The 25,747-nt window shown below is 41.7% G+C and carries 27 protein-coding genes; 1 reads left to right on the forward strand and 26 read right to left on the reverse strand.

What is annotated here, in order from left to right:
- Positions 1–296: 296 nt before the first annotated feature.
- The 25 genes from EDD68_RS07430 to EDD68_RS07550 all read right to left on the reverse strand — a co-directional run bounded on the left by EDD68_RS07430 (position 297) and on the right by EDD68_RS07550 (position 24,135).
- A complete protein-coding gene (locus tag EDD68_RS07430) occupies positions 297–1,643 on the reverse strand; it encodes an aspartate kinase (protein WP_132371612.1) in 1,347 nt (448 codons plus the stop codon).
- A gap of 618 nt (positions 1,644–2,261) precedes the next feature.
- On the reverse strand, positions 2,262–3,047 hold the full coding sequence (gene spo0A / locus EDD68_RS07435) for a sporulation transcription factor Spo0A (protein WP_132371613.1): 786 nt from the start codon (positions 3,045–3,047) through the stop codon (positions 2,262–2,264).
- A gap of 319 nt (positions 3,048–3,366) precedes the next feature.
- Positions 3,367–4,662: a SpoIVB peptidase gene (gene spoIVB, locus EDD68_RS07440; RefSeq protein WP_243646793.1), complete on the reverse strand. Its 1,296-nt coding sequence runs from the start codon at positions 4,660–4,662 to the stop codon at positions 3,367–3,369.
- Between the two features lie 183 nt (positions 4,663–4,845).
- Complete coding sequence (gene recN, locus EDD68_RS07445; RefSeq protein ID WP_132371667.1) at positions 4,846–6,585, reverse strand: DNA repair protein RecN; 1,740 nt, start codon at positions 6,583–6,585, stop codon at positions 4,846–4,848.
- Between the two features lie 15 nt (positions 6,586–6,600).
- Positions 6,601–7,050, reverse strand: coding sequence for a transcriptional regulator AhrC/ArgR (ahrC, locus tag EDD68_RS07450; RefSeq protein WP_132371615.1), 450 nt, complete (start codon positions 7,048–7,050; stop codon positions 6,601–6,603).
- 65 nt (positions 7,051–7,115) lie between these two features.
- Positions 7,116–7,949, reverse strand: a complete 834-nt coding sequence (locus EDD68_RS07455) for a TlyA family RNA methyltransferase (RefSeq protein ID WP_132371616.1) — start codon at positions 7,947–7,949, stop codon at positions 7,116–7,118.
- A gap of 5 nt (positions 7,950–7,954) precedes the next feature.
- Complete coding sequence (gene dxs / locus EDD68_RS07460) at positions 7,955–9,847, reverse strand: 1-deoxy-D-xylulose-5-phosphate synthase (protein ID WP_132371617.1); 1,893 nt, start codon at positions 9,845–9,847, stop codon at positions 7,955–7,957.
- Between the two features lie 16 nt (positions 9,848–9,863).
- Positions 9,864–10,658, reverse strand: a complete 795-nt coding sequence (locus EDD68_RS07465) for a hypothetical protein (RefSeq protein WP_341540271.1) — start codon at positions 10,656–10,658, stop codon at positions 9,864–9,866.
- A 522-nt stretch (positions 10,659–11,180) separates the two neighbouring features.
- Complete coding sequence (locus tag EDD68_RS07470; protein WP_243646794.1) at positions 11,181–12,059, reverse strand: polyprenyl synthetase family protein; 879 nt, start codon at positions 12,057–12,059, stop codon at positions 11,181–11,183.
- Positions 12,056–12,298: an exodeoxyribonuclease VII small subunit gene (locus tag EDD68_RS07475; RefSeq protein ID WP_132371618.1), complete on the reverse strand. Its 243-nt coding sequence runs from the start codon at positions 12,296–12,298 to the stop codon at positions 12,056–12,058. The genes EDD68_RS07470 and EDD68_RS07475 overlap by 4 nt, the downstream gene beginning before the upstream one ends.
- Entirely contained in the window at positions 12,291–13,646 is a 1,356-nt protein-coding gene (xseA, locus tag EDD68_RS07480) for an exodeoxyribonuclease VII large subunit (protein WP_132371619.1), read from the reverse strand. Before xseA ends, EDD68_RS07475 begins: the two co-directional genes overlap by 8 nt.
- The gene (folD, locus tag EDD68_RS07485) at positions 13,643–14,512 is read right to left on the reverse strand and encodes a bifunctional methylenetetrahydrofolate dehydrogenase/methenyltetrahydrofolate cyclohydrolase FolD (RefSeq protein ID WP_132371620.1); all 870 of its coding nucleotides are present in this window, start codon (positions 14,510–14,512) and stop codon (positions 13,643–13,645) included. The genes xseA and folD overlap by 4 nt, the downstream gene beginning before the upstream one ends.
- A gap of 14 nt (positions 14,513–14,526) precedes the next feature.
- Complete coding sequence (gene nusB / locus EDD68_RS07490; protein ID WP_132371621.1) at positions 14,527–14,919, reverse strand: transcription antitermination factor NusB; 393 nt, start codon at positions 14,917–14,919, stop codon at positions 14,527–14,529.
- Positions 14,920–15,064: 145 nt separating this feature from the next.
- Positions 15,065–15,466, reverse strand: a complete 402-nt coding sequence (locus tag EDD68_RS07495) for an Asp23/Gls24 family envelope stress response protein (protein ID WP_132371622.1) — start codon at positions 15,464–15,466, stop codon at positions 15,065–15,067.
- 19 nt (positions 15,467–15,485) lie between these two features.
- The gene (gene accC / locus EDD68_RS07500) at positions 15,486–16,844 is read right to left on the reverse strand and encodes an acetyl-CoA carboxylase biotin carboxylase subunit (protein ID WP_132371623.1); all 1,359 of its coding nucleotides are present in this window, start codon (positions 16,842–16,844) and stop codon (positions 15,486–15,488) included.
- A gap of 13 nt (positions 16,845–16,857) precedes the next feature.
- The gene (gene accB / locus EDD68_RS07505) at positions 16,858–17,379 is read right to left on the reverse strand and encodes an acetyl-CoA carboxylase biotin carboxyl carrier protein (protein WP_132371624.1); all 522 of its coding nucleotides are present in this window, start codon (positions 17,377–17,379) and stop codon (positions 16,858–16,860) included.
- 305 nt (positions 17,380–17,684) lie between these two features.
- Positions 17,685–18,260, reverse strand: coding sequence for a SpoIIIAH-like family protein (locus tag EDD68_RS07510; protein ID WP_132371625.1), 576 nt, complete (start codon positions 18,258–18,260; stop codon positions 17,685–17,687).
- 18 nt (positions 18,261–18,278) lie between these two features.
- Positions 18,279–18,911 (reverse strand): stage III sporulation protein AG, encoded by a 633-nt coding sequence (gene spoIIIAG / locus EDD68_RS07515; protein ID WP_132371626.1) that lies wholly within the window; start codon positions 18,909–18,911, stop codon positions 18,279–18,281.
- The gene (spoIIIAF, locus tag EDD68_RS07520; RefSeq protein WP_165902103.1) at positions 18,898–19,515 is read right to left on the reverse strand and encodes a stage III sporulation protein AF; all 618 of its coding nucleotides are present in this window, start codon (positions 19,513–19,515) and stop codon (positions 18,898–18,900) included. Before spoIIIAF ends, spoIIIAG begins: the two co-directional genes overlap by 14 nt.
- Before the next feature lie 11 nt (positions 19,516–19,526).
- Positions 19,527–20,705, reverse strand: coding sequence for a stage III sporulation protein AE (spoIIIAE, locus tag EDD68_RS07525; protein ID WP_132371628.1), 1,179 nt, complete (start codon positions 20,703–20,705; stop codon positions 19,527–19,529).
- Positions 20,706–20,728: 23 nt separating this feature from the next.
- Positions 20,729–21,118 carry a stage III sporulation protein AD gene (gene spoIIIAD / locus EDD68_RS07530; RefSeq protein WP_132371629.1) on the reverse strand — a complete coding sequence of 130 codons (390 nt, stop codon included), beginning with the start codon at positions 21,116–21,118 and terminating at the stop codon, positions 20,729–20,731.
- 17 nt (positions 21,119–21,135) lie between these two features.
- The gene (gene spoIIIAC, locus EDD68_RS07535; protein ID WP_132371630.1) at positions 21,136–21,339 is read right to left on the reverse strand and encodes a stage III sporulation protein AC; all 204 of its coding nucleotides are present in this window, start codon (positions 21,337–21,339) and stop codon (positions 21,136–21,138) included.
- A 21-nt stretch (positions 21,340–21,360) separates the two neighbouring features.
- Positions 21,361–21,873 carry a stage III sporulation protein SpoIIIAB gene (gene spoIIIAB, locus EDD68_RS07540; RefSeq protein WP_132371631.1) on the reverse strand — a complete coding sequence of 171 codons (513 nt, stop codon included), beginning with the start codon at positions 21,871–21,873 and terminating at the stop codon, positions 21,361–21,363.
- Positions 21,818–22,810 (reverse strand): stage III sporulation protein AA, encoded by a 993-nt coding sequence (gene spoIIIAA, locus EDD68_RS07545; RefSeq protein ID WP_243646795.1) that lies wholly within the window; start codon positions 22,808–22,810, stop codon positions 21,818–21,820. The genes spoIIIAB and spoIIIAA overlap by 56 nt, the downstream gene beginning before the upstream one ends.
- A gap of 299 nt (positions 22,811–23,109) precedes the next feature.
- Positions 23,110–24,135: a TraB/GumN family protein gene (locus tag EDD68_RS07550; protein ID WP_207902556.1), complete on the reverse strand. Its 1,026-nt coding sequence runs from the start codon at positions 24,133–24,135 to the stop codon at positions 23,110–23,112.
- Positions 24,136–24,307: 172 nt separating this feature from the next.
- Between EDD68_RS07550 and EDD68_RS07555 the strand changes: the two genes are divergently transcribed.
- Entirely contained in the window at positions 24,308–24,694 is a 387-nt protein-coding gene (locus EDD68_RS07555) for a DUF1885 family protein (RefSeq protein ID WP_132371633.1), read from the forward strand.
- Between the two features lie 103 nt (positions 24,695–24,797).
- Here the strand turns inward: EDD68_RS07555 and EDD68_RS07560 are convergent, their stop codons facing one another.
- Positions 24,798–25,691 carry a polysaccharide deacetylase family protein gene (locus tag EDD68_RS07560; RefSeq protein WP_243646796.1) on the reverse strand — a complete coding sequence of 298 codons (894 nt, stop codon included), beginning with the start codon at positions 25,689–25,691 and terminating at the stop codon, positions 24,798–24,800.
- Positions 25,692–25,747 lie beyond the last annotated feature (56 nt).

The raw sequence follows: 25,747 nt of genomic DNA on the forward strand, positions 1-25,747 counted from the left end.
GGAAAAGACGAACCATTTCGCAAAACATGACGGAGTCAACCTGCTTAGACTCCAGGTCGACAAAAAACGGCCACGTCCTGTGGCCAACATTGACACTAGCACGTCCTGTGCGTCGCGGGAACAACATGAGCGAAAATCACAAAAGACAGAAGGATGAGCTGCCTAGCGAAGCCTCAAGCCTTGCCCGCTGAAAATGATGCATATTGACGAAATAAAAAATATCCGAACTTATTCATGTGATGATTGAATATCGTTCGGATATTTCATTTTCTGATGAAGGTTTATCCCGGCCTCTTTCATTTGAAAAATGTTTCGTATAATGATTTGACAGCAGGTACCAGTTTGTCCGATTTCACTCCAAACATCATAGATACCTCTGAGGAACCCTGGTTAATCATTTCAATATTCACATTCGCCCTGGCGAATGCTTCAGTAGCCCGGCTTGCCACGCCAATGGTACTGTTCATCCCTTCCCCGACAATCATAATCATGGCCAAATCTCTTTCCACACTGACGGTATCTACGTGGAGTTCTTCCCGAATCCGCTGAACCACGCGTTTTTCTTTATCTTGAGGGAATTGATTTTCTCGGATAATCACTGACATATCATCGATTCCCGATGGAGCATGTTCAAAGGAAATCTGTTCATCCACTAAAATTTCCAGCAAGTTTTTCCCAAAACCCAGTTCCCTGTTCATTAAATACTTGCTCACATAAATACTGGCAAATCCTGTGTCGCTGGCTATGCCTATGACAGGTCCGTTGGTGGCATCCCTTTCGGAAACAATCATCGTACCTGGCTTTTCAGGATGATTGGTATTTTTGATGCAGACGGGAATCTGGGCTTTAAAAGCAGGGATTAAGGCTTCATCATGAAATACCGAAAATCCAGCATAGGAAAGTTCCCGCATTTCCCGATACGTCAATTTCTTGATTTCCTTTGGATGTTTAATAATAGACGGATTCACACAATATACGGAGTCCACATCCGTAAAATTCTCGTACAGATCGGCTTTTACCCCGGCAGCTACAATCGAACCGGTAATATCAGATCCCCCCCTCGGGAAAGTCATTAATTCTCCCAGTTTCGTATAGCCGAAAAATCCAGGGATAACCGAAATTCCTTCCCTGTCCCTTAGTGCATATAGATGATCAAAACTTTCATCCAGTACCTGAGCGCTCCCCGGTTCATTACTCACCAGAATCCCCGCTTCTTTCGGGTTCACATATGATGCCTGCTTTCCGAGGGACTTCAAGTATTCGCTCAATATTTTAGCAAGAGAGTCTTCCCCCATGGCTTTTAATGCATCCAGCCGATTTGGACTGAAGTTGTCGGCCTCAAGAATATGTTGAATCGATTTCTCGATCTCATCGAGCATCTTTTCATTTAAATTCAATTCATCAATAATGGAGTGAAAACGGTCGATGATCCGGTTTAATGCCGGTTCAATGGATTCATCCTTTACATAACATTGTCCGAGTTCAATAAAAAGATCGGTAACCTTGATATCCCCTTCAAACCGTTTCCCGGGTGCAGAGACAACGACAAATTTCCGTTCAGGATCACTTAAAATAATGTCAGCTACTTTTTTCAGCATCTCTGCCGTTGCCACTGAACTTCCGCCAAATTTTGCAACTTTCATTTCCTCTCACCACTTTATCCCGTCATTGCGTTAAAATATAGATATAATTCATAATTGTAACACGGAAATTAGCAAAAATTAATATGTATTTTGAAATTTTATTCAGAATATCTTTTTACGTTTTCATAGATCATTCTTTAGATCGTTTATACGCATGCAGAGAAGAAAAAAGAAACATCTGTTTAAAAAGTGACAGGGAGCCTGAACCCATTTTGTATATATGGTACTCCATCATTTTGCACTAAAGTGAATAATATACCTTTTCTGTTAAAGCATTTTGATCAAGAGCCATAAACCATAAAGATCAATCATCAAATACATCGTCTGAGAGTGTTTAATATCCCCGAAACCGACTGAAGGTCCAATTATTGAATGAGTATCAGATGACGTGATATAGATTAGACTTTTTGAAACCTCCCTTTTTTCCAAAACACAACTGGAATAACTTCACCGTTTGTTTCAGTCCTTCAGATTCACAATGCTAAATTACATTGTCCAGATTTCATCGATAAAAAAGCCCTCCATTCATTTTTTATCATGAACAGAAGGCTTAACAAGAGTTTAACGGGTTATTAGTGTATAGGGATGAATGAAACCCAATCATGCTATGATCGGGGTTTAAGAAACCTTATGTTCCAGGCGGAGTTTGTCGGCCACCATCGCGATAAACTCACTGTTTGTCGGCTTCGCTTTTGTCATGTTGACAGTATAGCCGAACAGATTGGAAATGGATTCTACATTGCCGCGGCTCCAGGCAACTTCAATGGCATGGCGGATGGCCCGTTCCACCCTTGAAGCGGTTGTGTTATATTTTTTGGCAATATCGGGATAAAGCACTTTCGTAATGGAACCGAGCAGTTCAATATCATTGTAGACCATGGCAATGGCCTCACGGAGATACATATACCCCTTAATATGTGCTGGAACGCCAATTTCATGGATAATATTAGTAATGCTCGCATCTAGATCAAATTTGTTGCTTCTTTTACGGTCTCTAATCATAGACGGACTTTCTTTTACATTGGATGCTTTACCGTTCACCTGCAAAATTTGTTCTTTTAGGTGATCCAGATCAAACGGTTTAAGAATAAAGTAAGACGCGCCAAGATCAACAGCCTTTTTGGTCACTTCTTCCTGTCCAAAGGCGGTCAACATAATGACATTCGGCATTTTTTCTTTTTCTAATTCTTTCATCTTTTCCAAAACAGCCAGACCATCCACATGGGGCATAATAATGTCAAGAACAAGAACATCTGGATCCATTTCCTCCAGCATTTCCAGACATTCTTTCCCATTATAGGCTGTACCAATCACATCAATTTCATGCTGATCTGCAAAATAATCCTCAAGCATTTTGATCAGTTCACGGTTATCATCTGTCAGCAAGACTTTCACTTTCTCCACAAATATTTCCTCCTTGTTCCTTTTTTGTCTCCTTTCTCCCACATAATCTATTCGACACAACCTTAAAAATTCCTTTTTTTATGGAAAAAACTTTTATTTTTATGTGTTTATCTTGATTTTTCTTTATTTTTCATAATTTTTTTATGTTTTTCATCATTTTTTTTATTATTTTGTCGAAAAATCTCTCGGTTGCTGATAATTCTCTGAATGAAGGACTGTCTGAATAGTTCTAAGGAAGAAGCTGCCGGATCATGCCGGCAGCTTCTTTGCATTCCTCAGTCCATTTTTTCTCCTTCATTCTACAATACCAAACGAAAGGTTAACTTGCCTTTCGTTTGTTTTCATCTTCATAAATATTGATTCCCGCATCGTTGAGCATCCACTCGATATGAACTCCATATCCGCTTGTTGGATCGTTTACAAATACATGGGTGATCGCTCCAACCAGCTTGTCATTTTGGATAATGGGACTGCCGCTCATTCCCTGCACAATCCCTCCGGTTGCATCAAGTAATTTTTCGTCCGTAATTTTGACAATCATTCCTTTGGTGGAAGGATGTTTCTGAGGAATACTTGAAACGATTTCCACATCAAATTCCTCAACCTCTTTTCCATCAATGACGGTTAATATTTTAGCGGGTCCTTCTTTCACTTGATTGGATAGGGCGATGGGTATTGGTTCATCCATCACACCGTTTTTAATTTCTTTTTTTAATTTACCAAATATTCCGAAGGGACTATTCTTTGTAATATTTCCGATGCTTTTATCTTTGGCACTGAACTGTGCATTTTTTTCACCGGGCAATCCATTTTTTCCTTTTTCAATCGAAACCACATTCGAGTCAACAATTTTTCCTTTGTGAATTTCAATTGGTTTTTTTGTGTCCATGTCCGAAATGACATGACCAAGAGCACCATACTTTTTCGTTTTCGGATCATAAAATGTCATTGTTCCAATTCCTGCTGCCGAATCCCGGATATATAGCCCAATTCTATACTTTTGATCGTTTACGTCATAAGCAGGTTTCAGTTCTGCGTCAAATGTTTCATCATTCCGCTTAACGGTTACCTGAAGGGGCTGATCACTTTCCCCTGCCTCTTTTACAAACGTGGATACATTTTCCATTTCCTTAATTTGTTTTCCGTTAATCTTAAGCAACACATCTCCAACTTGAATCCCTGCCTTTTCTCCTGGAGATATTTTGCCGTCTTCAGTTTGTACAAGATGATGTCCGACAACCAGCACACCCAGAGTCTGGAGTCGAACCCCGATGGACTGACCGCCAGGAACGACTTTGAGATCTTTCAATACATTGATGTTCACTTTTTTTATCGGTAAACCTGCCCATTCATATACAATGCTGCTTTGTCCCTGTCTTAAAGGGATGATTTTATTGGAAGGAAGTGTCCTTACCGGCTGAATATGATCAGCATGCATGAATTCAGGTTGACTGGATGCAAATGCCGGGAGATTATATTCATCCTGTTTTTCAAAAAGGGTAATTTCATCTGGAATGGATAAATATTGCTGTACAGGATTTAAAAAAGGAAGAAACAGGAATGAAACAAGGAGGATAACTCCAATGACCTTCCGAATTTGACCTTGATCTTTCACATATTTCACTCTCCTCGCTTCTAACCCATACCAATACATCTTGTATTCATTAATTTGACCTTAAATCATTGCTTTTAAACGGAGCAAACATGAGAAATGAAACATAGTATTTCCATTCATTCTTGATCTTTAAGAAGAATAAAATAACTGCCATTATGGCAGTTATAACCGTAAACGTTTATTTTAATTGGCTGGAATGACTTTTTTATGTTTTTCCGCTAAATCAAGAAGTTCACGGGCATGGTCCTTTGTTGTTTCTGTCATTTCAGCTCCTGTTATCATTCGGCTGATCTCTTCGATTTTTTCATCATGGTTTAACTCGGTTACTTCGGTGCTTGTCCGGTTTTCATGGACATGTTTCTCGATTCGGATATGAGTATCGGCCATTGCGGCAACCTGGGGAAGATGTGTGATACACAATACCTGTGAATTAATTGAAATATCATAAATTTTTTCAGCCATAGCCTGTGCTACCCTTCCGCTTACGCCTGTATCCACTTCATCAAAAATCACACTTGTCACGCCCTGATGCCGGGCAAAAATTTTCTTTAATGCGAGCATGATTCTGGACAATTCACCGCCTGATGCAATTTTTTGCAATTCCTTTAATGGTTCTCCGGGGTTTGTGCTCAGGATGAATTTCACCTGCTCCATCCCTTTTTCCGTTAATCGCACAGGCTGTCCAGCAAATTCCACGTCATGGTCTTTTCCGGGCAGGAGTGTAAGATCTACATCAAACTGTGCTTTATCAAGATACAGATCGTTTAATTCTCTGGATATTTCTTCTTTTAATTTTTGGGCTGCTTTTGTACGCAGTTTATGGAGTTCTTCAGCCTCTAATAATACATCTTTTCGGATTTCCTTTAACTGATGTTCTAATTGCTGGAGATGGCTATCCTTGTTGGTTAATTGATCGATTTCTTCTTCAATTGCAGCAGCATATTCCATCATCTCCTGTACCGTTTGTCCATATTTTCGTTTCAGCCGATTCAATTCGTTTAACCGGCCTTCGATTTCATTTAAACGGTTGGGGTCAAATTCCATCTCATCCAATTTATTGCGGATATCAAAGGCCAGCTCTTCGATTACATAATATTGATTGGTCAGCTGTTCAGCTTTCTTTGCCAGATCTTCATCATAAGAACGAATCGTTTCCAGTGATCCCATGGCATGGGATAGCCAGTCAAGGCCTTTTTGCTCTCCATACAATGCTTGATAGGCATCATTCAGATTCTGATAAATTTTTTCGTAATTGACCAGTATTTTTCGTTCTTCTTCCAGCATAACGTCTTCATCTTCCTGAAGATCCGCTTCCTCCAGCTCTTTCAACTGAAATTGAAGCAAATCCAGGCGCTGTACAATTTCCTGTTCATTATCCCTTAAAGATTCATACCGTTTTTGAATTTTTTTGTATTCCTGGTATACATCATGATATTCTTGTTTAGCCTGTTTCATGGATGAATAATCGTATAAGTCAAGCAGATCAATATGTCTGTCCGAGTCCATCAAAGACTGGGTTTCATGCTGGGTATGGATATCGATCAGTGTCTGGCCAAATTCCTTTAAAATAGCGAGGGTTACAAGCTTGCCATTCATTCGGCAAATACTTTTCCCCTGCGAAGTGATGCTTCTCTGGAGAACAAGCATTCCGTCTTCATCTAAATCAATGCCAAATTGCTTTGCTTTTTCATAGGCTGGATGTTCGGGATGATCCAGATAAAAAAGTCCCTGAATGTCTGCACGATTTGCTCCGTGCCGAACATACTCAACAGAGCCTCTCCCACCTACAAGTAACTGAATGGCATCGATGATAATGGATTTCCCCGCACCCGTTTCTCCGGTTAAAACCGTTAATCCTTCACGAAAATGAATCTGAACCTGATCAATAATGGCGAAATCTTTAATGGAAAGTTCAGCTAACACATTGGCCACCTCAATTTATAACATTTCTAAAAATCGTTCTTTTATTTCCAGGGTATCTTCTTCGGTACGGCAGATGATTAAGCATGTATCGTCCCCACAGATGGTTCCCATAATCTGACCCCATTCCATATGATCGATTAAAGCACCGACAGCATGAGCATTCCCGGGTAATGTTTTTAGAACAATAAAATGCCCGGCCGTATCGATTTTGACAAAAGCATCCAGCATGAGGCGCTTTAACTTGTTATAGGGATTAAAGCGCTGGTCTGCAGGCAAACTATATTTATAACGTCCGCTGGCTGTGGGAACTTTGACCAGATGCAATTCTTTAATGTCTCTGGATACGGTAGCTTGAGTAACATTGTAACCCAGATTTTTCAATCGTTCCACCAGTTCATCCTGGGTTTCAATTTCGTTTTCAGCGATGATTTCTCTAATTTTTATATGGCGTTGTCCCTTATTCATCTTATTCCCTCTTTCGTTTTTCAATTTTATTTATAAAAAGGGACTACATGGTTATCCTGCAGTCCCTACGATGTGCGTGATTCCTTCTTTAAAGTTTGATGAGCTGCCAGAACGACTTCCTCCGGTTTTACTTCTGAATCCATCATTCCCTCGTTTTCATTTGAAACCTCAACATGTATAAGAAATTCGATATTGCCATCTCCACCGGTGATGGGGGAGTATGTTAAATGGTGAACAAAAAAGCCAAGGCTAAGGGAATAGGAAATGATCTTTTGAATGACTTCCAGATGAATGTCAGGGTCGCGGATAATACCTTTTTTTCCAACCTGATCCCTTCCTGCTTCAAACTGAGGTTTTATCAGCGCGAAAACATCACTTCCCGACGGCATCAATTGTTTGATGACGGGCAAAATCAATTTTAAGGAGATAAACGAGACATCAATTGTTGCAAATTCAGGGATTCCGTACGTTAAGTCTTCAGCAGTTACATAACGGAAATTCGTTTTTTCCATCACGATAACCCGCTCATCATTTCTCAGTTTCCAGGCAAGCTGATTGTAGCCTGTATCGATAGCATAAACGAGTTTTGCACCATTCTGAAGTGCGCAATCCGTAAAGCCGCCGGTCGATGAACCGACATCCATCATTATTTTCCCATCCACGGAAAGATGAAATTCTTTCAGTGCTTTTTCAAGCTTTAATCCCCCTCTGCTGACATAAGGAAGTGGATTCCCCTTTATTTTCAGGGAGATGTCAGGGTCCACTTTCATTCCTGGTTTATCCATCCGTATTTGATCGGAATAAACCAGTCCGGCCATAATGGTTCGTTTGGCTTTTTCTCTCGTTTCAGCCAAACCCCGTTCGACGAGCAACACATCCAGTCTGATTTTCTTGTTCATATGCTTCAAGCCCTCTGTTGTTTTTTGGGAATCATCTGTATGCACGTTTGAATGATATTTTCAGTAGTTAAACCAACTTCTTCTAACAATTTATTCACGCTTCCGTGTTCAATAAACCTATCTGGAATCCCCATTCTTTCCACATGTTGCTGATAAAAACCGTTCTCCTGTATAAACTCAAGAACTGTACTTCCAAAGCCGCCCTGAAGTACATGTTCTTCAATCGTGAGAATTGGTATATGTTCATTCAGTATTTGCTGAAGCATCACTTCATCGAGAGGTTTGATGAAGCGTGCATTGACAACTCTTATCGATAGTCCCATTTCCTTCAGCTGCTGACTGGCTTTCACAGCAATCGGAATCATAGTTCCGAAAGTTAAAATAGCGAGATCTGTTCCTTCTTCCAGCACTTCCCATGATCCAAGCGGAATGGTTTTCAGTTCTTCATCCATGTTTACGCCCAGTGCATTTCCCCGGGGGTAACGAATCGCGATGGGACCATCGTCATACTGTATAGCTGTGTTAACCATGTGCTGGCACTCGTTTTCATCTTTCGGCATCATCAGTACTATATTGGGAACATGACGTAAAAAAGCGATGTCAAACACACCCTGATGGGTTTCCCCGTCTGCACCGACCAGCCCTGCACGGTCAATCCCGAAAGTAACGTTTAAATTTTGTCTGCAGACATCATGAACAACCTGATCATATCCTCTCTGCAGGAAGGTGGAATAGATGGATAAAAAAGGTTTCATGCCCTGAGCAGCTATGCCGGCAGCCATTGTGGTTGCATGCTGTTCAGCAATGCCCACATCAAATAGCCGATCCGGAAATTCCTTTTTGAAATCTTCCAGTTTCGAACCCACCGTCATTGCAGGGGTAATGGCTACAATACGTTCGTCGTCCCGTGCAAGTTTCATCAAGGTATCGCTGACGACTTTACTCCAGGCGGGACCTGTACTTGCTTTTTTTAAAGTTTCTCCAGATTCAATTTTATAGGGTCCAACACCATGCCAGGTGCCCACTTTGTCCGATTCGGCTGGATGATATCCTTTGCCCTTTTTTGTGATGACATGAATGAGAACAGGACCATCCGTTTTACGGGCATAAAGCAGGTTTTCAAACAGATCTTCAAAATTATGTCCATCAACGGGGCCGAAATAGGTAAAACCGAGTTCCTCAAAAAACATACCGGGAACCATAAAATATTTCATACTGTCCTTTAGCCGTTCAGCGGCATTAGCAATTTTTCCACCGACGGCCGGTATTTTTTTGAGCAGCCATTCCATTTCATCTTTAACCCAGTGGTATTTAGATGCACTTCTCATTCGACCGAGTACATTATGAAGCGCTCCGACATTTGGAGCAATGGACATCTCATTATCATTTAATATCACGATAATATTTTTCTTTTCGTCACCGATGTGATTCAATGCTTCAAGAGCCATTCCACCTGTTAGTGCTCCATCTCCTATAATGGGTACAATGGCATAATCTTCTCCTTTTAAGTCCCTGGCAACGGCCATTCCCATCGCAGCGGAAAGGGAAGTTGAGCTATGACCCGTTTCCCAGACATCATGCTCACTCTCCGTTCGTTTGGGAAAACCGGCTAATCCCTTATACTGACGAAGGGTATCAAACTGTTTTGTACGTCCGGTCAGGATTTTATGAACATAGGATTGATGTCCCACATCCCAGATTAACTTATCCCTGGGACTTTCAAATATTTTGTGAAGGGCAATCGTCAGCTCGACGACTCCCAGATTGGGGCCAAGATGTCCACCGGTTTTCGATAGCTTCGTAATTAAAAACTCCCGGATCTCGACTGCCAGATCCTCAAGCTGTTGATTGGAGTAACTTTTCAAAAACGATGGATTTTTGATGGAATACAGATCCATCCAGGATCACTCACCTTCATCTTGATTTTTTCAAATCTGGCAATAATTTCAGATGCAACTTGTCTTCCAGAAAAGCGATGACCTTGCCGGCGAAAAGAATAATGGAGGTAGAAGCATGGATGGCAAAATATTTACCAAGGGCTTTACCGCCTACTGTCAGGGCCGCTACGACGCTGGTAAATATGACAGAAACAGTCGTGTGCATGGTTGATTCTTGCTGAAATCCTATGCCCAGAGTCAATTGCAGCACCACAAAGGCCGAAGCGGTACCGCTTACAATTCCTGATATATCACCAATCACGTCATTGCAGAATGACGCGAATTTATCTGCATTTTTCACGATGATGATCGCCTGTCTGGCACCATAGACTTTGTTGGAAGCCATGGCATTTAATGGAACCTCATCTGCTGCTGTCGAAGCTATTCCAAGCATATCAAACATGACCCCAATCAGTACAATCCCCAGCACGACGAGAATCCCGAAATACCAAAGGACCCCCTCTAACAATAGCGTCGAAACAACTGAAAAAAGTGCCGCTAACACAAAAGTGATAACGGCAATACTCAGACTAAATCGTATAGACCTTTTAAATTGATTTTTCATATATTTTCCCTCTATATCATACATCCATGTATCATTTTGTAAGTAAACCAAAGAGACGGGATGGTCATTTAAAGGGTAAATATTGCGGCTTAAGGTCCAGTAGGTTTTCCCAGGCGGATACCGTGTGTTGCCACAGCGGCGGTTCCCCTTTAAATCCACCTTAGCCCCGTCACCGAAGGCTAGACTGGACTGCCACTTAGTCCGCACTACAATCCCCTTTAAATGTCCATGACGGAACAGTCTAGGAGATTTCCTCAACAGCCTTTAGCCGTTCCCTAGCCTCTTTTGCAGTACTGATTTCATATGGTGTCGCGAGCGTTAAAACAGTGGCCAGCTGTTTTTTACACTCAATCCATAATCCCCTCAGTACCACTCAAGGCAGGCTACGCTGTGCATAGAGATGCCCAATCCCTATGACACAGGTTCATACCCCATTTCGTAATGTTCTGCACGATCACAGCACACCACAAAGATGGGCCTCCGCGGGGGCAGGGTCAACGCCCACATGCCTTTGTGGATCGCCCTACCCCCTTAACTCCCAGCACCGACCCAGGGCTGGGCGCCCCAAGCCGACACAAGGAACTTCATCGATGTGCCCTTTGGCGGATTTTTAGGCCCGCCTTCAGGAACGGAGGGCTGACTAGAATACTGCACCATCCCACCTATCTTTTTTGGTAATATTAATATATCATATGTTTCAGGTATGCTCAATGAAAATCGTCTGTATGACTAGTAGTTGCGGTTCCCAGAAAAATCGATAAATTCATACAATAACGGATGAGTGATATCAGCCTGTTTTAAAGCTTCTCTTGCTTTATTCATATAATGTTTTTTCTTTTCATTTGCTCCAGCTAGCCCAAGCAGTTTGGGGAATGTGCTTTTTTCACTACTCTCATCACTGCCAACAGGCTTTCCGATTTCATCTTTATTCCCAACAACGTCTAAAATATCATCCTGTATCTGGAAGATCATGCCTAGTGCCTTTCCGTAATGATCCATTTGTTCAAGCTGTGGCGGCGCGGCACCTCCTAGATATGCCCCTGCTCTCACAGAAAACCGTATTAATTCACCAGTTTTTAACAGATGGATGTGTTCGAGCTCAGACAAATCAATCGATTTTTTTTCAGCCTGAAGATCAAGCATTTGACCGGCCACCATTCCTTCTGGTCCGCTCGCCTTTGACAGCTCCCTGATCAAGAAAATTTTTTCTTCTGCGTTTAAAAGTGGAGAAGAGCTGATTACATAGAACGCTGCTGTCAATAACCCATCACCTGCTAAAATAGCGGTACCTTCCCCAAACTGCTTATGATTGGTCGGTTTCCCCCGCCGAAAGTCATCATCATCCATTGCTGGCAAATCATCGTGAATAAGGGAATACGTATGAATCATTTCGATAGCACAGGCGGCGGGGATCACATGTTCAGATAAAGGGCGGAAAGCTTCATAAGTAGCCATCAGTAGAATCGGCCGAAGTCTTTTGCCGCCGGCTTCGACAGAATAAATCATAGAATTTTTTAAGTGCTCTGGAATCTTTTGTTTTTCAATGGTGTCAAGCAGATGTTTGTTCATCCAGGATTGTTTTTCTGATATATACTCTAATAAGGTCACGCCTGTTCTTCCTCCTGAGGAGAAAACGGTTCAAAATCACCATTTTCCTTCATGATCTGCTCCATTTGTTTTTCCACTTTAACCAGCTTGTCATTGCATACTTTAGCCAGATTCATTCCCTCCTGATAAAAGTCAATCGCTTTTTCAAGAGGAACATCACCGTCCTCTAGTTTTTCCACGATCTCTTCCAGCTTTTCAATCGCTTCTTCAAAGGTAATGTTCAGTTTTTCCTCACTCATGGTTATCCTCCTCTTCTAATCCCCAGACCTGACAATCAAGCGTGCCATCAGCTAGTTTCACATCTATCTTATCTCCAGGCTGGATCTGTTTTACTGTTCGAACAATATGGCCTTCTTTATTAAACGGAATCGCATATCCCCTCTTCATAATGTCGAGAGGGTTTAGCAGAGAAAGTTTATCGATCTGGTTTTGAAAACTCTTTTTTTTGTAGGTGAGCTGATTTCGCATCGCCCTGTTATACCGACTGATGAGCGCATGCAGAATGTTTTCTGTCTCAGCGATTTTCCGATCCGGGTGCATGGTCTGCAGCCGTTTTCCTAATGAGTTGTGGAGCTCTACTTTCCTTGAAAAATAGTTGTTCCATTCTTTCATGAGCTTGTCATAATGGCGGTCCAGTTCCTGCTCTTTCTGTCTCATTAATACTTCAGGGTAACGGAAAGCATAGGACTGTTTCAAAGATGATAAGTAATCTTTTTTTGATTGTATGGACACATGCAACGATCGGTCGAGCCTGTTTTTTAAATACTGGATGCGCTTTAAGATTTCCTGACGGTCCGGGACTGCCAGTTCAGCAGCTCCAGTTGGTGTAGGGGCTCGAAGATCGGCGACGAAATCGCTGATTGTATAATCCGTTTCATGCCCGACAGCTGAAATCACCGGGATCCGGGATCTGGCAATAGCTCGTGCTACCATTTCTTCATTAAAACACCAGAGTTCCTCGATAGAACCTCCGCCTCGGCCAACAATAAGCACATCAAACAAGTTATGTTCATTAGCTCTTTCAATCGCATCCACAATCGATTTTGCTGCATGCTCTCCCTGAACAAGGACAGGAATTAACGTTTTTTTCACTATCGGATATCTCCGATTAAGGGTTGTCCATATATCCCGAATGGCAGCACCTGTGGGAGATGTAATAATCCCGATATGTTCAGGAAAACGGGGAATTGGCTTTTTGCGGTCGGCAGCAAAAAGCCCTTCTTTTTCCAGCTTTTTCTTCAGTTCTTCAAAAGCCAGATACAGAGCACCGACGCCTCCAGGCTGCATATCATGGACATACAGCTGGTATTGTCCGTGGGGTTCATAAACCCCCACTTCTCCCCTTACAAGTACATTCATACCATCCTTTGGCGAAAATTTTAAATGACGGTTGGAACCGGCGAACATAACCGCCTGAATCCGGGATAGATCATCCTTTAATGTAAAGTACATATGGCCTCTGGAATGACGTTTAAAATTCGAAATTTCCCCTTTGAGCCAGACCTGTTTCAGATGACTATCCATTTCGATTTTTCTTTTAATATATTTCGTCAGTGCTGTAACCGTTAAATAACGATCTTCCATCATGATGAATCCCCTTTAGCGTGTGCACGTTTTTTGGCCGCTTTCAGTGTATTATATAAAAGCATCGAAATCGTCATCGGGCCTACCCCATTCGGCACAGGAGTAATGAATGATGCTATTTCTTTTACCCGTTCAAAATCTACATCGCCTGATAATTTCCCGCTTTCATCAAAACTGTTCCCCACATCAATGACCACGGCATTTTCCTTAACCATATTAGCCTTGATGAGTCTAGATTGTCCTACAGCGGAAATTAAAATATCAGCCTGTTTTGTATAATGGGCAAGCTGTCTGGTTTTGCTGTGACAGTATGTAACTGTGGCATGTTCGTTTAACAGGAGCTGACCTGCCGGTTTTCCAACGATGTTGCTCCGACCAACAATAACCACATGTTTTCCTTCCATGGTGATGTGATATTCCTGAAGCAATTTCAAAATACCTAAAGGTGTGCAGGGAATAAAGGTATCCTGTCCTGTAGAAAGCCGGCCAATATTCAGCGGATGGAAACCGTCTACATCTTTGTCGGGAGAAATACACTGGATAATTTCCCTCTCATCAATGTGTTGCGGAAGCGGAAGCTGCACAAGAATTCCGTCAATCGCGTCATCTTCATTTAACATATCAACCACAGAGATTAATTGCTCTTTTGAAGTATCATCAGGAAGCTCAATTACTCTGGAATAAATCCCCAGTTTTTGGGAAGCTTCACTTTTTTTCTTGACATACAACCTGCTTGCTGGATTGTTTCCTGCAATAATTACAGCCAGCCCCGGAATGATTCCCTTTCGTTTCAATTCTTCTACCTGTAATTTCATTTCTTGCTGTAACCGACCGGCTACCTCTTTTCCTGATAATATGTGAGCAGACATACCGATCCCCACCTTTATTCTGTTGTAGCCATTTTTTTCAGGACACCATTGACAAACTTGCCTGACTGATCTTCCCCATATTTTTTCGCAACCTCAACTGCTTCGTTAATGGCTACCTTCTCCGGTACTTCTCGTCTTAAATAGGTCATCTCATAGACGGCAATCCTCAGAACGGTTCGTTCTACAGAGGCAATTCGGGCCAGTGACCACTTCTCTAAATGTTTGGATATGGTCTGGTCTATTTCTTCCTTATGTTCCATGACTCCATTGACCAGCCGATTTAAAAAATCCATCTCTTCCGGCTTCCCCTGTAAGACGTAATCAATGGCTTCTTCCGGAGTAATATCGTTTATGTCTATTTGAAATAAAGCCTGAAATGCTTTCTCTCTTGCTTCTCTTCGCTTCATCGTCAATCTCCTTTTTAAGAAATTTCCTATAGAATCATACCATGTTAAAAAGCGAAAAGCTATTTTTGCTAGCAAGGTTTTTCTTTCATTTTCGAATAAAGAAAAAGGCCTATAAGGGATACCTTATGGCCTTATCATAACATAATTAATCTTCCTTTGACGGCGTCTCTTGCTCCTTTTGTTCCATCTGAACTCCGACTACATGAACATTGACTTCCTGAATATCCAGAGCAGTCATATTTTTTAGCGCTTGATGGATATTCTCCTGAACCGTTTTTGCGATTTTTGGAATAGATACACCGAAATCAAATACTGCATATACATCTATCTTAATACCACTGTCAGTCAGTTCCACTTTAACACCTTTGCCATGATTTTTTTTGCCCAGGCGTTCGGTCACACTGGAAGCAAAGCTTCCCCTCATTCCTGCTACCCCTGACACTTCATTGGCCGCAATTCCTGAGATGATCTCAATGACTTCAGGCGCAATCTCGACAGAACCTAAGGCCGTATCACCACTGACATGTAATGAATTGTTTTCGCTCAACCTGTTCACTCCCTTGATATTAGTCCTCTTCTTTTATTATATTATATTTTTCTAAGTATTTCGTATTAAACTCCCCGCTCCTGAACACCGGATGGTTCATGACCCGCTGATGGAAAGGGATCGTCGTTTTAATGCCGTCAATCACAAATTCATCGAGGGCCCGTTTCATCCGATCCATGGCTTCCTCACGGGTTTTCCCGTAGGAGATCAATTTGGCAATCATGGAGTCATAGTACGGCGGAATCATCCAGCCCGAATACGCTGCCGAGTCCACACGTACCCCCAGCCCGCCCGGAGGTAGATACATTTCGATTCTTCCAGGTGAAGGCATGAAATTTTTAAATGGATCTTCCGCATTGATCCGGCATTCGATGGACCAGCCTTCAAACTGAATGTCTTCCTGTTTAAAGGATAGTTTTTCACCGTTTGCTATACGGATCTGTTCCTTGATCAGGTCAACACCCGTGACCATTTCAGTAACAGGATGCTCCACCTGTATCCGTGTATTCATTTCCATAAAATAAAATTGCTGATTTTTTTGATCGAAAATGAATTCAACGGTCCCAGCCCCCACGTAATCGACAGCCTCAGCAGCTTTGACAGCAGCCTGTCCCATTTGCTCACGAATTTTAGGAGTGACTACAGGTGACGGAGTTTCTTCAATCAATTTTTGCAAACGGCGCTGTACCGTACAATCCCGTTCCCCGAGATGCAGGGTATTTCCGTGTTTGTCTGCCAGCACCTGAATTTCCACATGACGGAAATCTTCTATGAATTTTTCAAGATAGACACCCGGATTGCCAAAGGCTGTTTCAGCTTCATTCTGTGTCACCCGGATCCCCTTGATTAATTCTTCCTTGTTTCTGGCTACACGGATTCCCTTTCCTCCTCCGCCAGCTGTCGCTTTTATAATAACAGGATAGCCGATCTCTTCAGCAACCTTCATTCCTTCTTCTTCACTTTCAATAATGCCCTGAGAACCTGGTACAACAGGAACGCCAGCTTCTCTCATAGTTTCCCTTGCCACATCTTTCGTCCCCATTTTCTGGATGGAGTACGGGGATGGACCGACAAAGGTAACATTGCATTCTTCACAGAGTTCTGCAAAGTCGGCGTTTTCAGCCAAAAATCCATATCCGGGATGAATAGCATCTACATCCCGCATCTTGGCAACACTCATGATGTTTGTCATATTTAAATAACTTTCTTTACTTGAAGCAGGGCCGATACAAAAAGCTTCATCCGCAAGCTGTACATGGAGGGAATCTTTATCCGCTTCTGAATAAACCGCTACGGTTTCAATACCCATCTCTTTGCAGGCGCGGATAATTCGCACAGCGATTTCTCCTCTGTTGGCAATTAATAATTTTTTGATCACAGACGTCAACCCCTTATTTTGTCTTTACTCTAAACAATGGTTGTCCGTATTCAACCAGCTCACCATTCTCCACGAGAATTTCTACAATTTCTCCCTGAACTTCAGCTTCGATTTCGTTAAAAAGCTTCATAGCTTCTACAATACACACAACTGTATCTGCTTTTACCTCATCTCCTACTTCAACGTAAGGGTCACTGTCAGGAGATGGGGCACGGTAAAACGTCCCGACCATCGGGGAAGTAATTTCGTGATCATAATCTTTCGTTTCCGCCGGTTTTTTTTCAGCAGATGTTTCCTGAGGTTTTTCTTCTTTGACTTCCGTTTCCTGTTTTTGCACGGCAGGCTCAGCTGGCTTTTGTTCCTGAACGAATGCAGGTTCAACAGGCGCTGCTTCATTACGCTGCTCTGCTACAATAGCCTGTCCCCCCTGCTTTTTCATAGATACTTTAGTTCCATTGGATTCATAGGAAAATTCATCAATGGAGGATTTGTCAATTAATTTAATTAACTCTCTGATTTCTTGAACTTTTAGCATGTTCTGGCACTCCTTTATTTTTAATTCCATTTATGAACTGGTATTAATAACTCCTTTTAACATTTTACGATAACTTTGACACAAACATCAACAGGCAATAGGTGCATTTGATCGAGCCGCCGGATCTATGTACTGGTTTTTCAGGAAACTGTCCAAAAACATTCAAAAGGAAAAGCCTGAGGTATACAGGCTAATACCCTTCACCTGTAAAATCGAACTCCGGGGGAGATTCTGAGCTCACGCAGGGGATGACATCAACCTGGTTATTCAATCAAAGAAAAAACCGGGTGGGTCGTCCACACCGGTTACTCAATTGGTTGATATTTTACGTTAACGACAACTTCACCAAACTCATCCCGCACCATCTGCATAATATGATTGGCATCTGTTTTGGATAATTCATTTGCTTTAACGGTGACATGGACTACATCTTCCTCAGCCCGCACAAGTACATCCTGATAATCTTTCTCTGCCATGATTGATTGCTGCAAAATTGACTCTTTCGTTGCCGTCTCCTGCAGCTGCTTCATCTTCTCCATCGCCTCATTTTTTTCTTCCGGAGAAACATTTTTGGAAGCTACAATTTCTGATAATTGCTCCTTTAATTGATCCCTTTCTGCTTCAATTTCCATTCTGATGGAAGTAAACAAGTCGTCAGTGGAAATTTCTGAAATCATGCCCTCCTCATTTTCAGAGGTCATGTCTTCAAGGTCATTCATATCTGTTGAATCCAGTTGCTGATTCGTTTCTGTTTCCTCTCCCTGATTTTCCTCATTAATAAACGCTACTTCATCTCCCTCCGGTGCTGTCATATAGTACACACTCAAAACAATTAGTAAGCTTAGCATGGTTAATAACCAGACCGTCTGTTTTTTTAGCATCAACCATCTCTCCTCCTTTTAATCTTTCGGCATGACGGATATTCTGTGGGTCGGTGCATCCAGCACACTGGAGACCGCATCCACAATCCGTTTCTGGATTTGCACATCACCTGCACCACGGGCGACGACAAGCACTCCCCGGATCGCAGGTTTCTTCGTCTGAATTAACAGGGGCATTTCCTGATTCTGGTTCCGAATAATCACCGTTTGCTCTTCCTGGGAAGAATCTTCTATCTCTCTTTCTCCACCTTTTTGATCGGTTTCTTTTGTCGTCTGCTTACCGACCATTGTATTTTTTTCGTAAACCTTTAATTTGGAAGCATCCAGATTGACCATCACATCCACATCGGTTACGCCTTCAATCTTTTCCAGAATCGTCTTCAACTCTTTTTCAAACATGTCTTCCATATCCGTTATGACACTTTCATCCCCGCTGTTTTTCTGGGAAAAAGTTTCTTCCTGATTCTCCATTTGAGTTTCGTCCCCTTTAAAGAGCTGGGGTTCTTCAGGCTGTTTATCCTTTTGGAAAAAATCCCCTGTGATCAAAAACAATAATCCAAGAAGACCTATCAGGGTCATGTAAGCGAATTTTGTAGGTTTTCCATCATCATTTTTAAACTTGATTTTTGTAAACAGCTTATGAAAATTCATGATTTTCCCCTCCTTCCCAAATCAGGTTTATTCTGTCTTGATCTACTTCCCAGAAGGAGGATAACGTTTGTTTGATTTCATCCATATCAACTTCACTTTCTTCAGGCTGTTTATCCATTTCGATAACAATTTCTTCAACAGTTGACACACCCTGTTCCTCGTAAGGTTTCAATGTGACGTGGATCATCTCCAGTTGATCCATGTTTTGAATCGTATCTTCTGTAAATTCTAATTGAATATCAGAAATGGTTACTCCAAACTGACTTATCAACTCCCCTTCTGCTTGTTTTTTTAGTTGGACAGCTATCTGGTTTAATATATATGCACGCTGGGAGGCTTGTATTTCTTTTTTCTTATTTTCGATTTGATTTTTTGTAACAGATGCCTCCTCCGCCTCCATGACAGACCACTCATCCTCTATGATTTGTGTCATATCTACTCTGAAAAGTTCGAACAGAGGCTGTAAAAAAATGAGCATTAAGATGAGCCCCAAGACAAATTTGATATATTTTTTCAACGATGTCTGTGGCAGCATCAGCTCCATGATTAAGGCGACCAGTAAAAACAAAATAATTTGCGTTACCCATTCGTTTATCCACGCCACAGTCCTACCTCCTAGCGAATCATAAGTGTGAGGTTGCTCGCAGCTACTAGAATGACGATCGCCAAGAAAAACATAATGGTAACTACTAGTAAAGCAGCAAAGATATATATAATATGTTTGCTGATTAAATCCATGGTTTTGATCACAGGTCCATCACCAATAGGCTGCATAATGGCAGCAGCCAGTTTGTAAATCATGGACAGAACGAATACTTTTACAGCTGGAAAAAGAGCGATGCCAAGCACGATGACGACCCCTGCCAATCCGACTGTATTTTTTAATAAAATAGAGGCTGATAAAACTGTATCTGTTGCATCCGTAAACATTCTTCCAAAAACAGGAATGAAGTTGCCGGTGACAAATTTTGCAGTTTTTAAAACGACTCCATCCTGAATAGCGCTCTGGGCTCCCTGTAGGGAAACGACACCCAAAAACACGGTCAGAAAAACGCCCAGCAGGGCCAGTCCCACATTTTTCAACAAATTGGCAAGCTGAGTTGCCTTCAAATGATCGGAAAGACTACTCACAATATGCAAAAGAGCGGATAGAAAAAATAATGGTAGGACGATATGGGCAATGAGTACTCCGCTGATATGAATCAAAAACAAAATAACGGGATGAAAAAAGGCTACCGCCGACAAGTTTCCGATAGCTGCCATTAAACTCATAATCAACGGTATTAGTGAAATCATAAAATGAGACATTGTTTCGATTGCTTCGTTCGTATAAGAAACGGCAAGCCGAAAACTGTTTAAGGCGAGTGTGATTAAGATTAAATAAACAACTGCATAGGCTACCTTGTTTACGGTATGGGATTCAAATGCGGTCTGAACCGTTTGAAGAATCACACTGAACAGCGTCAAAAAAATTAATGATCCGAGCAGTTTTCCATTCACAACCAGTTCGTAAAACAAATATTTAAGTATACCCTTAAGCCATTCCTTAACAGCCAGAGGGGAATCGCTGGTGACAAGATCCGTTAAGTTTTTATCCGCTATCTCAGGCATAAATTCGCTGTACTGTCTGGACCATTCATTCCAGTACCGGTGAATCTCTGAAAAGGTGCTTGAGTTGATTTGTTCCTCAGCCCATTGAACAGGACTTTCAGCCGCTGCATGTCCTGAGGAAGGAGTAAAAAAAACGATAAATAAGAGAGCAACCGCTACATATCCCTTATAACTGTCAACCACATGTCTTGCTCCCTTCCTGAAAGTTAAACGGGAATAAAATTCATGATTGTTTCAATTACCGTTGTTAAAATCGGAATGGCGAGCAGCAAAATAAACACTTTACCAGCCAATTCAATTTTTGATGCTACTGAACCTAATCCGGCATCCCTTGTTATCTGGGCTCCGAACTCTGCAATGTAGGCAATCCCGATGATTTTTAAGATCGTTTCCACATACATAAAATCCATATTTGCCTTTGCAGTCATATCTATAATCATCCGAAAAATTTCGGAAATGTACTGAATTAATATGAGAAATATTACGATTCCGGTAATCAGGACGAGAAAAAAAGCGATCGAGGGCTGCTGTTCTTTTACGATTATGGCTAAAATACTCGCGATCAGCGCAAAAGAAACGAGCTGAAAGAACTCCATGGAACCCGTCCCTTCCGTTATTGAAATAAAAAGACCGACTTGATTCTCTGGAAGAGTTCAGCCAAGTTTTCGATGACGATAAATAACACAATAATAAACCCAATCAGTGTTGCCCAGTGTGCAAGATCTTCTTTTCCCATTTGCTTCAAAACCGTATGAATCATCGCGACTACAATTCCTATCCCAGCTATCTGAAATAGAAGAGAACTGTCCAAGATCATGTTCTGATCTCCTTTCAAAAACTAAATGAGCAAAAGAACAAAAAACATTCCGATTAAAACCCCGAGACTTTTTGCCATTTTGCTGTATCGATTCATTTCATCTTCCGCATTTTTTAATTCTCTGTCCAGATGTGAGATGGCCAGGTAAATATGTTTTTGTTGCTGGGTAAAGTCATGTTGGCCAAGGGTTTTCCCAAACTGATCCATAATTTCTTTTTCTGTTTGCTTCATAGCCGTCTGTGGCCAAAAGTGGTCAAGCTCCTCCTGCCACACCTCATATAAGGATCCATGATGTTCGGTTAGTCTCTGGTATACACGTTGAAAAAATGCTCTTAACGGTTCCGGGAGCTGACTGGATAAATGAAAACAGACTTCTGAGACAGGACTTTGTCCATATACGATCTCAGCCTCCATCACCTGAAGCGCATTTTTTAACTGTCTAATTTGTCTCGGACGATTGGACAATGTTGAAGAGACATCAAATCCGATCCAGGTTGTAGCGCAAAGCAACAGGATGGCGCCGAGAATTTTCATTTTTTTTCGCCTCCATACTTCGGCTTAAAGGTTGTCCGTTGTCATCCAAAACGGACCTGACGATTCCCGGTTTTTTGTCATTGGCAAACACGATATATCTCTCAATGACCCGATGCTGGAACAATGGTTGCAGGGATGGACGCTGTTTTATTTCTTCGTAATCATCCCCATGGACAGATGCAATGACACTGACACCTGCATGCAATGCTTCCATGATGGCCTCTACATCCTGATTGCTGCCGATTTCATCTACGACAAGCACATCCGGAGACATGGAACGGATCATCATCATCATCCCTTCCGCCTTGGGACAGGCATCCATCACATCGGTTCGCATTCCTACATCCTGTTGGGGAACCCCATGTTTGCACGCCGCAATTTCTGACCGTTCATCGATTAACCCTACTTTTCTTGACGGCCATGACTGAAAGCCGTCACTAATCAGGCGGGTTAGATCACGTAAAAAGGTTGTTTTTCCGCATCGTGGCGGACCTACCAGCAATACGTTGCAGACGCGGCTGTTGTGATAAATCATGGGCAAGTACGGTACGGAAACATTTTTAACCGGTCTGGCAATCCGAATGTTCAGAGAAGAAAAGTATCGGATGTTTTTTACGTGTCCGTTTTCCATATTGACCTTCCCTGAAATTCCGACTCTGTGGCCACCATTCATCGTAATGTATCCCTGGCGTAGCTCTTCTTCCAGACGATAAATCGAATGCTGGCTCAATTGATCGATCATATACAGAACATCTTTTTCAGATGGGAGAACCTCTTTCATCAGACGCGGACCGCTGGATGAAGCAATTTCTACTGGACGGTTCACCCGAATCCGTATTTCCTCGATCTGATCCCAGCTGATGATTTTGCTCGTTAATTGTTTTTGAAGCCACGATGGAAAAATGGATACGATATCCTGCATTTTTATCTCCTTCATTCCTGACTTCGTTACTTTCAATCTATGAACGGGATGGACAAAATATGAATAGCAGAGGGGGAAAGAATATAGAGATCAAAGCAGGTACCGGGGAACATAGATGATCATGGGCAAAATGTATGCAGGTAATGGTAAGGGGCGGTCTTTCTTCATATGAGCAATCCTTCAACATTACTATTTTGAAACAGGGATCTTTCAATGAAGGCATTAACTAAACATTTTCGCTAAAATGTAAGCTGACAGACTGCCACTCAAAAAAATGGGCCTGGTATAATACCAGACCCGTTTAAATGATCCTATTAAAACTGCTTTTCTACATCATATCCTTTTTCACGCAGCAGATGAATAATTCCATTTTCACCCGGGTAATGGGCGGCTCCTACGATGACAAAATATGTTTCCTGACTCTCATCATTGAGAAAACCTTCAATTTTTTTAGCCATCCCTACATTTCGCTCATCCAGCAATGCATTCATATACGTTTCATATTCTTTGCTGCCATCTCCATCACTTTTAATCAATTCAGCAAGATCCTTTTCCTCACCTTGTTTCCATAATTTCAGTAACTGCTCCGTTTCTTGCTTGATATCGCCTTCACGATTTACAGTTAATTCAAGCAATTTTACTTGTACCTCTTCAGAAAAAGAATCAAACATATCAAGCTGAAAATCCATGCCTTCAAGTTCAATAATCTCTTTTCCATCAGCCCTGTCTAAGAAATAATAATCTACACCAAACTGTTCATTATAGCCTGATTGCTGCATGTCAAGGCCTTCGAGAAGCATCACCAGGTACCAGGGTTCAAACGGTTTGACCATCTCTATCGGAATCCCGTAGCTTTTCAGCCTGTTTTGCAAATCCTCATATAATTCCGGTGACAAATGATCTTCAAGTGTTGTGCCATCGGTATACATGGCTTTTTCCTTGATCACCTTTTGTGCTTCCAGGGGATTAAAGTTAACGATATCGGCTTCCACTGCCAGAATTTGTGAACGTTCAAATGCTGTTTCAATCTGTTCATGCATCGGATAAAAAGCTTCATCTCCGACATGCACGGACCCAAGCATATAAACAGTGTTTCCACGGTGGTCAACTTTCCAGAAAAAATTGGTTTTCGTCCGTTCTTTTTCGGTCTCTTCTTGATCGGGTTCCGTTTTTTCATCGTCTCCATCACGTTCACCAGCGGAATGCTCATCCTCCGGTGTATCTGACTGCAGGATTCCTTCATTTTGGGATTCATTTATACCTTCATCTTTTGAAGAATCATCGCAGCCGACAAGACCTGTCATTGCCAGTAACACGATCAAACCAGTGACGATTTTCATCCAGGAACTTTTCATCAAATCTACTCCTATCCTTTTTTACACCATTCTTTACGAGTCAGATGACAAATGGTTTCAATATATCCAATTGTATATCGTTTCCTCCTCCTGAGTTTTCTGAAACTTCGAAACATGGTAAAATAAAGTTAAGTAAAACATTGGAGGAGAATTCATTATGGGGCGCAGTGCATATATTTATCCAAAAAAAGGCGGCATTCAGTTGGAAAAAGTCAAAGAACTTCTTTCCTATTTTCAGCAAATCACAACAAAAACAGGGGAGCAGTTAAACTGGAAATACGATGACCGGGCATTTCCTTACACCATCGAAGAAAAAGTTGATGAAGAGCTTGGAAGCTATTTACTTCTGAAAGGAAAGGATGAAAACTACGATCATCTGTTAATTGGGGTAAACGAAAACGAGGAAGATGGTTACGTACAAATCACCCTTCCTGAGTCCGCCACCCATGGAGATAAAGGGAAAGGGAATGAACTGGCAAAATTCCTTGCGAAAAAAATAAAGGGAAACCTAAAACTTTTCAATGGGCGCGTGATGCCTTTTTAACCATTAGATCTATCTATATTGGCTAAAACACCTCTATGTTTTCGACCACGAAACACAGAGGTGTTTAATTTTGTAAACTGTCATTGCAATGAAAACCTTTGAGCTACATGTCCTCCTGAACTTCCCGTGATGTTTCAATTAAGTCGGGATCGACAAACCCAAAACCTTTCTCCCGAAGTCCTGCCACGATATCATCTAATGCCTTGAATGTCCATTCCCTGTCATGCATTAACAAATTGGATCCGTTGCCAAGTTCTTTTGCATTGACCATAATGTCTGCAAGAGCCTTTTCATTCATATATTCTTGATTCCAGTCATATCCAAAAGACCAATTCATGACGACCATTCCTTCATCTTTTGCCACCTGTTTCGAATAGTCTGTATTCACACCGAAAGGAGCCCGGAAAAATTTGGGGCGTTCCCCTGTAATTTCTTCCACCAGATCATTGACGCGGACGATTTCTTCATACTGTTCTTCTTTTGACAATTCACTTAATTTTTTATGGCTGAATGTGTGGTTCCCTATTTCAAACCCCATATCATAGATGTCCTTTAACTGCTCCCTGCCATTACCGGCTTCAATAAAAATCCCATTTACAAAAAAGATGGCCGGAACATCCAGTTCCTTTAACGTTTTTGCCATCTCAAGCCCATACTTGTCAGGAGCGTCGTCAATCGTGATCAGTACAACTTCTTCCTTCGCACCGTCAATCGGTTTTACGCTCCAATTGCCATCCACATAATACTGGGACATCATTGGTTCATCACGAGAGGGTTCATTCGATTCTTCCATTTGCTCCTCCTCCCCATTTTCTTCTGGTTCATCATTTTCATGTGAGGTCTGACCCTCAGTTCCATCGGCCTGTTCCTTTTGATTTTCCTCTATATTCCCCCCATTTGTATTTTCTTCCCCGGACGGTTCAGGATTTTGTTCAGCATGATTTGTTCCACAGCCTGCTAGGATAAATGCCATCACCAGTACGAAAATTTTTTTCACATTTCTTCCCCCTTGAAACTTTTTCGTTATAATTATTATATCTGAAAACATAACTA

The organism is Melghiribacillus thermohalophilus (assembly GCF_004342905.1).
Lineage (GTDB): Bacteria > Bacillota > Bacilli > Bacillales > Alkalibacillaceae > Melghiribacillus > Melghiribacillus thermohalophilus.